Source organism: Mesorhizobium sp. M2A.F.Ca.ET.037.01.1.1 (genome assembly GCF_003998075.1).
Taxonomy (GTDB): Bacteria; Pseudomonadota; Alphaproteobacteria; order Rhizobiales; family Rhizobiaceae; genus Mesorhizobium.
Genome location: NZ_RZSA01000243.1, coordinates 1 through 7,461, shown reverse-complemented (window position 1 = coordinate 7,461; position 7,461 = coordinate 1). Strand labels below are relative to the sequence as shown.

Genomic DNA, 7,461 nt, shown 5'->3' with positions numbered 1-7,461 from the left:
GGCCAGGGTCTCCTCGCGGGTCGAGCTCTCGATCGTCTCCTTCTTCGTCGTGGTCGTCGTGGTCGTGGTGCGGCCCGTGGTCGACCTCGACGTCGTGATGACGACCGGCGAGGACAGAGCCGCGGCGCTATCGGAGGCCCATTCCGTTGCGCTCTCGGTCCAGTAATCGACCGGCGGATTGATCGTCATCGACGCCGGCAGCGGCGTGAAGTTCTGGTAGGGATTGATCTTCGTGCAGCGTGTGGCCAGTGCCTGCTCGACCGCGACCTCTTCCGTCCAGTTGAGCATCGTCACGCCGGGCAGGTTGATCGGGTGGAACGTCGGGTCGATCGCCAGGCGCAGCAGCCCGCCGAAGACCGCGCCCGTCTGCGGTTCGCCCTCGTCGCGGTAGCGGTCGGAGGTGAACGGGTCGACGAAGACGCCGTTCTTCGAGATCGGCTCCCGGCTGTCGATGTCGCGCTGCAGCCTTTCCAGCGCGATCAGGTCCAGCGCGTCGACCAGGCTGTTATACATCCGGTCGATCTTGGCCATCGTGTAGGCGCGCACCCGCACATCCGTGACGTTCGGCGTGCTGGTCCAAACGTTCTCGATCAGCGCCAGCGGCAGCACGTCGGCCGGGACGGTCGGCGGCAGCGGGTTCGTGCGGCTCGAAACGCCCTTCAGGTAGACCGAATTGCCGTCGCTATCCATGCCGAGCACGTCGACGCGCGGCAGCTTGAAGTCATAGTCGATCTGGATTTGGCCGCCATTGACACCGCCGGCGACCGTGATCGTGGTGGCAGTGATTTCGGTCGGGACCACAATGCCAAGATAGCGATACTTGACGGTGTAGCTCGACCCTGTCGCCGGCTCGGCGCCGCCGGCCGCCCACGACACCAGATCCCCTGATTTCGAATAGTCGGCGGGGAAATTGTAAGTCGTGGCGCCCTGCTTCACCTCCAGAATTGCTGTGACGCCGGTATTGGGCAGCGCATCGGAGCCGTTTGGCGTTGCGCCGCGGACGATCGTGTCGGTCACTTCCTTCTCGACCAGGACTTCGCGGATGGTCGCGATCGGCCCGTGGTTGAGGGTCACGACGGTCGGATTGGCCCCGAAGGTGTGCACCTCAGTCGGGATGCGGAACAGATCGAAAGTCTCAAGCTCGCGATGGCGCAGCGCGGCATAGCGCGTGCGCTTCTGGCCCTTGATGTTGGCCACACCCTCGGCGATCGAGAAGACCTGGTCGGTCCCGTCCTTGCCGAGCGAGGTGACAAGACAGTCCTTGTCGCCAATGACATAGTTGCCGTTGGCGTCGAAGTCGTAGAGCGCGAGCTGCGCGTTGATGCCGGTCAGGTTGGGCGGTGGCGTCTGGTCGATCGCGACGCCGTCCTTCAGCAGATAGACCGAATAGAGGTTGCCCTCGCCGGCGTCGCCGGAGAAGCCCCAGAAGAGCGTCTTGACGATGCGGGCGGCGCCGGCCTCTCCTTCCGATGGAGCACCCGGCTCAAGACCTTTCAGCGCCGGCTCTTCAAGCTCGGTCACATAGTCCTCGATCACTTGGACGCCGATATGAACGGAACCTATCATCGGAACGGCGGTGAGCGTCGCGCCAGGCGCATCAAGTACGCGGCCGTCCACATAGAGCTTGCCAGCCGTGAGCGTGACGGTCCCGGCCTCGGCGTCCATGATGATATCCGCGCCTTCGACTCGGTCGCCATCGCGCGCGACCAGGTTGCCGATCGAGCCGATCTTCCGCTGCAGAATCTGCTGCGCCTCGAACATCTCGGCCGCCTGGCCGATCTTGCCCTCACGCGTCAGTACGCTGTCCCACAGCGGGAACGCGACCGAACGATCGAAAGCGCCGGACAGCCCTGACTTGTGCTCGTAAGCCATTTTGCCTCTGTTTTCAGAAGAAGTGCGCGCGCAAGCCGCGCGTCAGGCGATTTTCAGAATGGCGCGGAAACACTCGCGCGAAGCCTTGCCGAGAAGAGCCGGCGCGATATCGAAGCTGCCGACGATGGTGCCGCCGGCGATGGCGGCGCCAGGCAACCACATGATGCCCGCCGGATGCGCGTCGACGGGCACGCCGCCGAGCGTGACGCTCCAGGAATGGACGGTCTCGCCATCGCCCTCTGCGAAATCCATGAGGGCTTCGACGTAGATGTTCGGGCCGGGAGCAGCGGCCGCGATCCAGCCTTGCCCGCCAGCCTGGTAGTAGCCGCCGAAGAGACTGGTCACCGGCCGATAAACGCGCGCTTTGCGGAAGCCGATCGGCGAGCCGTCCTGTCGATAGACGCCGACCCAGCAGGTCTTCGCCAAAAGCGCGGTGGCGATGATCTGCGCGCGCGAGGCGGCGGCATCCGATACCCATTGCAGTCCGGGCGTGTTCCAGGGAAACGGTCCCCAACTGATCGAACCGCCCTCTACCGGCTCGATCCATGCACCAAGCGCGGTCAGTTCGGCCTCGGTCAGCTCATGGAAGCCGGCATCGAAGGTGCGGCCGAACGACCATTTGACGCCGCCGGCATGCAGAAAGACTCCGGAACTGTCGCCCCAGATGCCGTGGCCCCAGCGGGTGTAGCTCCACTCGTGCTCCCGCACGTTGTAGCCGTTCCAGGCGCGGTAGAACTCCGACCTCGCTGGGTCCGACATGCGAACGACGGCCTCGATCGTGGCAAGGTCGTCTTCGCCATCGCGGAAGCGATCAAGCTCGAGTTCGTAGAGGTGCCAGCGCGTGCGCCGCAACGGGGCCTCGTAGAAGGTCGAGAAGGCATAGTGGACCCATGTCAGGCTTTCCGCGACGCCTTGCGGCGTCCCCTTCACTCGCTGCCAGCGTAGGCCATATTCGATGACCGAGGCGAGGTCCGGCAGATATTGCGTGATGCCGCCAAGACCGTACTCGACCACCAGCCAGGGCAGGATCGATTCCTGCACAGGCGCAGTCTTGAAGCCGCGCAACTCGTCGAAGCCGGGCTGCAGCTCCGGCAGGCGGTCGAGCGATTCCGACAGCGCACACTCGAAACCCGTCGCGTTCTGCGGCAGGAGGTTCTGCCGATCCGTCACCGGTCGCGGCCCTTGTAGGTCAGAGCGACGGTGCCAAGCTTCACCGCGGCTCCGTCATCCACGATCGTGTCGGGCATCGGAGCGGTCAGCGACACCTTCTGGACGCCGGGCACCTGAAGCTTCGAGACCAGCCAGGAGCGGGTCAGATTGAAGCCGAGCCCGCCCTCGTCGGCCAGCGACTGGCGCAACAGCGCCTCCAGGCTATCGAAGACCGTCATAGGCGTCGTCGGCAGGAGCCAGATATCGGCCGCGACGTTCACCGTCGCGCTCGTGGCCGAAACGACCGTGATGCGGTCGGAAATCACCCGAACGCTGTTCTTCTGCACCTCGGCGTCGACCGCGGCGAGCAGCGCGGCGTCCGGCTCGCCGAAATTGTCGGTGGCGAGCACGGCGATGCGAATGTCGGGGCCGGTCCCGATGCGATAGACGGCGACATCCTTGACGCGAATGCTCGCCCGGAACGCCGCGCTCTTGTACCAGTCCTCGGAGCCGGCCGTCGACCGGCCGGAGATCGCGACAACGGTGCGGGCGCGAAGCCGGGCATCGGTCTCGCCGTCAAGCCGCACCACGTCGTAGAAAGCGGCGAGATGGTCGAGGTCCGCGCGGGCCGCGAAGGCCAGCAGGTTTGCCTTGACGGCATCGTTGATGGCCGCCCGGTAGAGGACCTCTCTGAATGCGCCGACCTGCAACTGGATGTTGCCCGGCTCGCCCTCGAGATCGATGATGCCGGAGACGTCGAGCCCGTAGCTCGTAGCCAGGTCGACGAAGACGGCCTTGATGGCGGCGAGAGCGTCGGCCTCCGACGTCACGGAGATCGCCTGCGGCGGCGGCAGGCCCTCGAGCGTGGAAAGGTCGAGCATCGCAATCCCGTTTGAGAAATGAGCGCGTTCTCGGGCGAAGCCCGCAAGCCCGACCGGGCGTCGCGGCCAATGCCGCGCCCGCCGGAGGGCCAGCCGCCGGCAGGCGGCGGTTCGGCCCGTGAGGCTAGGAAGAAGTTACGATCAGTTGGCCGCCGGCCTGACCTAGGCGCAGCGAGACGGTGCCGGCCGGAGTCATGTCGCCAAGATGGGCGCGCGGTCGATAGATGCCTTCGATGACCCAGTCGGAGGAGCCGGTGCGGTCGAGCGTCAGCGGCGAGATGCGCGTCGGCGTAAAGCGCGGCTCGAAGAGCAGGATCACGGCCGCGACCGACCACTGGAAACGGATGACGGTCTGCACATTCGCCAGTTCGCCCAGCAAAGCGGGCACCGGGCTGCCGACATATTCCCGCAAGACGCGCTCGAAATAGCGCGTCGTCAGCAAGATCTCGATCGCCTGGATGACGTTGTCCCAGCCGCTCTGGCGGAGACCGGTCGAGCGATCCATGCCGAACTGGGTCACCCTTCTTCGTCCTTCGGACAACGAAGAGCGGGCCCTTCCTTTGACACCTTGGCCGCACGGGGTTTGCTGGCCTCAGCCTTCGGCGAAGGCGGCGGCGCGGTCGGCTCGACGACATGCCCGCGAAGGCGCTCGTAGATAGCCTGCGACAGTGTCAAGTCGATCGACGTTCCCGCCGCGCCGAGATGCGGCGCGCGGTGCGTTATGATGAGCTGCATGAAAGCCCTCCTAGTGGTGAACGCCCAACGCTTGGTACCCCCGAGCGTGAGGCAACTCTGGGCCACAACGCCGACACAACACGCTAGGAATTAGACTCTGAGGTGGTCGTGATATGGTTCTCAGCGTTCGTCAGGTTTCGCTCTAACCCGAACGGCGACTACGCCGACCACTCCTAAAAGGACGACAAGCAAGGTAACATACCAATATTCGTACATGTAGTAGATGGCCAGAATCGCCACTGCAGCCACAATTTGTAGCAGGGATTCCATTGCGCCTCCAAGCACCCAGCATATGGGATTATTGTCGCATATCCTTGCCCTGAAGTTGCCCGTCGGACATTACTGCACCATTAACGAGACTCACACCCCAGTTCTCTGCGTTGGATGTTTTCTGCCATTCCCTGTGGGCATTCACACGCTAGGTTTTCACCACTAGTCGGCGGCAAAGACCTTCGAGGACCCCTCGACGATTGGCCAAAAGCCGGTCGAGGACCCTGACATGACGTGAACCTTGTCGCCGACGCGGGCGACCTTCTTCCCTTCGGCCGCGCCGAGGTCGACGCGCGAGGCCGACAGCTCAGCGCGATCACCGCCGCCGTCGAACAGCATGGCCGCCCCGCCGAACTTCGACAGGATCCTCGTGCCCGGGTCGGATGAAGGCGCGGCGCTCTGGTCCGAAAAGGTCATCGGTAACAGAACCGCCTGGCGCATGTCGCCATGCGACGCGACCAGCATCATCTGCTGGCCGTCCGTCGGCGGCCGCCATGATTTCTCGTCGCCGGCGATCTCCGCCCAGGGCCGCAACGGCGACAGGAATTCGCGGCCGTTGGCATCGGACAGCAGGAGCTGCGCCCGCTTAGCCTCGTGGTCGACCTTCTTCACCGTGCCGAACCGCAGATTGCCGGCAACCATGCGCTTGATCGCGGCGATATCGGCCTGAAGGCCGAGAATGACCTTCACCAGTTCCGGGTCATGCATCAGCCGGTACCGCCAAGATCCGGATCGGGCAGGATGTCTTCCGTCAGTTCGGTCTGGGCGCCGTTGATCACGGTGCCGATAGTCTCGAAATCGACGGCCTCGACGAAGGCCGGAAGCGCGTCCGGAGGCGCCACGCCCAGCATGCCGGGCACCGCTGCCGTGGTCATCAGGGTCGACTGCACCTTCTGCCAGCTCGTCAGATCGGCACCCTTGCCGAGCTCGGCGCGCATGATGGTGACCGCCGCTTGATAGTCCGCGACTGTAGAGAGCCCGGTCAGCGCCGCGTCTATGACGGCTGGCAGCGGCGCGCCGGGCGCGGGATCGCAGACCGGCTCGATCTCGATCTCGACCATGCGGATGGCATGCTTGCGGCCGCCCTCCGGATCGACACCGCGCGCGGCTTTCACCGGGCCGATCGCCGCAACGAGAGCGCGGAAGCATTCGGCGAAGGCATTGTTCGGGTCCGACAGTACGCGCCGCCATTGGCGGTCGAGCATGTCGAGCGAGAATTCAAGCCCGGCGTCGGTCGGCGCGATCTCGATCTGGCTGACGGTCTGACCATCGGTCGTCTGATAGGTGACGCTCGAGGCGACGATCAGGTCGAGCGCGAAGGTCACCGTGCCGGAGGTGACGAAGAAGCCTTCGTTCTGACCCGTGTACCTGGCCTCATCGATCCGCACCAGGACGACCGGCGTCTGCCGGTCGCTCATGATCGAAGACAAGGCCTCGATCGAGGAATCGGTAACGCCATCGGCGGCGATGGTGTTGCCGCGCAGCGCCTGGACGGCCAGCATGCGCAGCATGGCGTTCACGAGGCTCATTTCAGTTCTGTCCTTCGCTTGCCGCGGCTTCGCCGCTCGCTGCGGACGGCCGGGCAAAAGTGCCCGACGGGCGGTCGCCCTTGCCGCCTTTGGCGGATCATGCCGCAGCCTTCAAATTCGACAGATAGAACACGATCAACTCGGGAAGGTCGTCGACGACGCGCTCGATAGCGTAGATCGGCTCGGTCGGGCGGCTGGTGACTTCGCAGTGGTCGCCGGCCTTCGGCAGCCAAGCCATGTCCTCGCGCGGGATCGAGATCGTGCACAGCCGCCCGGCAAAGCGGATCGGCGCCATGCCGCGATCGTGGCCGCCCAGGAATTCGAGGTCCGGGTTGATGTCGAACCGCCCCTTGACACCGACCATGGCCGGCCGGGACGGATCATTGGCAACCGACATCTCGCCCCGAACCTTGGCGCGGATGGTGATCAGGTCACCGAGGCGGGCGCGCGTCTCATGGACAAGGCGCGAGCGGGCTGCACGAATGTCCATGAAAGGCTCCGATCTCTGGTTCTCCGCCGGCGAATATCATCGGCGAGAGTGGATTGATGAGGACCGCCCATCTCGTTGATAGCGCAGATTTGGGTGGCAAGGCGGAGGAGTACACGTATATTGACTTACGATCTGAGCGAGGCGTAGCCTGGGTAATCCTTAGGCTGAGACGATAACGTTGCGATGATAAACAGTTCCTGTAGGGTGGTAGTTTTGCATCGAAAACGCGAGCTACTATGGTATTAACTTTCTTTATAAGTGGTATTTTGATGACGGCTCTTGTCATTGCCGTTGCCGGTTATGCTCAAAATTCGTATTATAAAAGGAAATCTGCTCGCTGGCCATCTGTCGAAGCCACGGTAATAGATCGACTTTTGCGTGGATCCGATCCTCCGGATTATAATCTGCAAGTGCGGTACGAATTTAACGGGAGAATATTCCATTCGATACTGCGTGACAATTTTCATACCCTTAGTGACAAATTGAATACAGGGGACAAGCTATTTATAAAAGTCGATCCTGAGGATAATTCTAT

At 63.5% G+C, this 7,461-nt stretch carries 10 protein-coding genes; 1 reads left to right on the top strand and 9 read right to left on the bottom strand.

Annotation, left to right across the window (positions count from 1 at the left end; genetic code table 11):
* The 9 genes from EOA27_RS14415 to EOA27_RS14385 all read right to left on the bottom strand — a co-directional run.
* Positions 1–1,872, bottom strand: a 1,872-nt coding sequence (locus EOA27_RS14415; protein ID WP_127256557.1) for a DUF4815 domain-containing protein, incomplete at its 3' end; no start/stop codon positions are given.
* A 42-nt stretch (positions 1,873–1,914) separates the two neighbouring features.
* Positions 1,915–3,042, bottom strand: a complete 1,128-nt coding sequence (locus EOA27_RS14410; RefSeq protein WP_126083000.1) for a phage tail protein — start codon at positions 3,040–3,042, stop codon at positions 1,915–1,917.
* A complete protein-coding gene (locus tag EOA27_RS14405) occupies positions 3,039–3,902 on the bottom strand; it encodes a baseplate J/gp47 family protein (protein ID WP_126083001.1) in 864 nt (287 codons plus the stop codon). Before EOA27_RS14405 ends, EOA27_RS14410 begins: the two co-directional genes overlap by 4 nt.
* 124 nt (positions 3,903–4,026) lie before the next feature.
* The gene (locus tag EOA27_RS14400) at positions 4,027–4,422 is read right to left on the bottom strand and encodes a GPW/gp25 family protein (protein WP_126083002.1); all 396 of its coding nucleotides are present in this window, start codon (positions 4,420–4,422) and stop codon (positions 4,027–4,029) included.
* Positions 4,419–4,637: a hypothetical protein gene (locus EOA27_RS14395; protein ID WP_126083003.1), complete on the bottom strand. Its 219-nt coding sequence runs from the start codon at positions 4,635–4,637 to the stop codon at positions 4,419–4,421. The genes EOA27_RS14400 and EOA27_RS14395 overlap by 4 nt, the downstream gene beginning before the upstream one ends.
* A gap of 120 nt (positions 4,638–4,757) precedes the next feature.
* Entirely contained in the window at positions 4,758–4,907 is a 150-nt protein-coding gene (locus EOA27_RS40685; RefSeq protein WP_189343148.1) for a hypothetical protein, read from the bottom strand.
* A 162-nt stretch (positions 4,908–5,069) separates the two neighbouring features.
* Positions 5,070–5,615 (bottom strand): phage baseplate assembly protein V, encoded by a 546-nt coding sequence (locus EOA27_RS40680; RefSeq protein WP_189343149.1) that lies wholly within the window; start codon positions 5,613–5,615, stop codon positions 5,070–5,072.
* Positions 5,615–6,436 carry a hypothetical protein gene (locus EOA27_RS40375; RefSeq protein ID WP_149998629.1) on the bottom strand — a complete coding sequence of 274 codons (822 nt, stop codon included), beginning with the start codon at positions 6,434–6,436 and terminating at the stop codon, positions 5,615–5,617. The genes EOA27_RS40680 and EOA27_RS40375 overlap by 1 nt, the downstream gene beginning before the upstream one ends.
* Positions 6,437–6,533: 97 nt before the next feature.
* Positions 6,534–6,926 (bottom strand): hypothetical protein, encoded by a 393-nt coding sequence (locus tag EOA27_RS14385; protein ID WP_126083004.1) that lies wholly within the window; start codon positions 6,924–6,926, stop codon positions 6,534–6,536.
* Positions 6,927–7,195: 269 nt separating this feature from the next.
* Here EOA27_RS14385 and EOA27_RS14380 point away from each other — a divergent pair.
* On the top strand, positions 7,196–7,461 hold a 266-nt coding region (locus EOA27_RS14380; RefSeq protein ID WP_189562030.1), incomplete at its 3' end, for a hypothetical protein.

Excerpts from the sequence above, each read along its gene's own strand:
- EOA27_RS14405 (WP_126083001.1), bottom strand. The coding sequence starts at position 3,902 with ATGCTCGACCTTTCCACGCTCGAGGGCCTGCCGCCGCCGCAGGCGATC.
- EOA27_RS14395 (WP_126083003.1), bottom strand. The coding sequence starts at position 4,637 with ATGCAGCTCATCATAACGCACCGCGCGCCGCATCTCGGCGCGGCGGGA.
- EOA27_RS40685 (WP_189343148.1), bottom strand. The coding sequence starts at position 4,907 with ATGGAATCCCTGCTACAAATTGTGGCTGCAGTGGCGATTCTGGCCATC.
- EOA27_RS40680 (WP_189343149.1), bottom strand. The coding sequence starts at position 5,615 with ATGCATGACCCGGAACTGGTGAAGGTCATTCTCGGCCTTCAGGCCGAT.
- EOA27_RS40375 (WP_149998629.1), bottom strand. The coding sequence starts at position 6,436 with ATGAGCCTCGTGAACGCCATGCTGCGCATGCTGGCCGTCCAGGCGCTG.
- EOA27_RS14385 (WP_126083004.1), bottom strand. The coding sequence starts at position 6,926 with ATGGACATTCGTGCAGCCCGCTCGCGCCTTGTCCATGAGACGCGCGCC.